Genomic DNA, 1,492 nt, shown 5'->3' on the forward strand with positions numbered 1-1,492 from the left:
TCGCCGGGATCATCGCCCACCTCATCGACGGCCTGGCCGAGATCGCCGACGAGCTGAACTTCGAGGTGGACGACCTGCTGCCGCTGGTCGACGCCGCCGTGCTGCTCGACCTCGCCCGCACCACCGACGGCCGCTTCGCGATCACCCCGCCCGGCCGCGAGTTCGCCGCCGCCGACATCCTCACCAGCAAGCAGCTGTTCGCCCGCCAGGCCGCCCGCCGCGCCCCCCTCGTCCGCGCCATCGTCCAGGCCCTCGCCACCACCGAGGACCACAGGCTGCGCGAGGACCTCTTCCTCGACCTCCTGCGCGCCGGCTTCGACACCGAGGACGCCCGCCGCCAACTGGAGACCGCCATCGACTGGGGCCGCTACGGCGAGCTCTACGACTACGACGCCGACGACGCCGAGTTCACCCTGGACCCGGGCGCTGAAACGGCCCTGTAGCGGCTGCTGCGGCTGAGTGACAAGCGCGCGACTCCCCGCAAATGTCCACGATATGACGATCTGACTCTTCTTAACTTCATATGAGATTCGGATACATGGCCCAGCTGGCGGTCGTCTGTGTCCCCCACACATGGAGGTCGTTCGATGAGTCGTCGTCCCTTGATCGCGGCGTCACTGGCCGGTGCGGTCATCGCCCTCGCCCCTCCCCCGACAGCCGAAGCCGCGCAGACGTCCGCAGGGCACGCGTCCGGCTCCACCTGGTTCCAGGACTGGGACGGGCACGGAGAGGGGCGCGGAGAGGGGCACGGGGACGACCGCGATCGCTGGCGTGACTGCCACAGTGCCCAACGGGTCATCCTCATCGACGCGAAGTACAGGGTGATCCTGAAGAACGGCCCGAAGGGGCCGGAGGCCCTCGTCATCGAGAACGCGTCGTCCGAGAAGTCACCGTCGGAACCATGGGACGACTTCTTCGTCACCTCGTACCTGGACGTGAACTATCCCAGCCAGACCAGCAACCAGTACCAGTGGAAGATCCGCGACTTCTTCTGGGAGCACCCGCTCTTCGAGGTGAAGGCCTTCGACGACCACAGACGGGAGTTCCCCTTCCCGGCCACCCACTGCATCGACGACCGCGACGGCGGCCGCGACGGCGGCGGCCGTGGTGGCCATGGTCATCCGTCCGATGGTGAGACCACCGACGCGAGTGACCCGTCCGGCTCCCCGTCGCCCCAGGGAAAGGAACACGATCAGGACGCGCAGCCCACTCCGAGCTCCACGGGCAGCCACCACCCCCTCCCGCTCGGTGCCGCGGGCGAAGGCCGGCGCGACCGCACGCTGAGCGCGAAGCACATCGGGTTCGTGGGCGGCGGTCTGCTGCTGGTGCTGGGAACGCTGGCCACGACATGGGCCCGCCGACGCCGTCACTGACCCGTGGCATCCAGCCGGAAGCGGCTGTGCGGCCCGCCGTCGGCGGGCCGCACAGCCGCTTCTGCCGGTCGTCGGAGCCCTCCCGGCGGGACGGCTCCGACAGAACTACGGCTTCAGGT

The 1,492-nt window shown here is 69.2% G+C and carries 2 protein-coding genes; both read left to right on the forward strand.

Going from position 1 to position 1,492, the window contains the following annotated elements; translation table 11 throughout:
• A partial coding sequence (locus J0670_RS37880) for an AAA-associated domain-containing protein (RefSeq protein ID WP_207817307.1) occupies positions 1-443 on the forward strand: 443 nt, incomplete at its 5' end.
• Between the two features lie 144 nt (positions 444-587).
• Entirely contained in the window at positions 588-1,373 is a 786-nt protein-coding gene (locus J0670_RS37885; RefSeq protein ID WP_207817308.1) for a hypothetical protein, read from the forward strand.
• Positions 1,374-1,492 lie beyond the last annotated feature (119 nt).

Origin of the sequence: Streptomyces sp. FH025, assembly GCF_017427025.1 — a bacterium.
Taxonomy (GTDB): domain Bacteria; phylum Actinomycetota; class Actinomycetes; order Streptomycetales; family Streptomycetaceae; genus Kitasatospora.

Coding starts and splice junctions, on each gene's coding strand:
- J0670_RS37885 (WP_207817308.1), top strand. CDS start 588: ATGAGTCGTCGTCCCTTGATCGCGGCGTCACTGGCCGGTGCGGTCATC.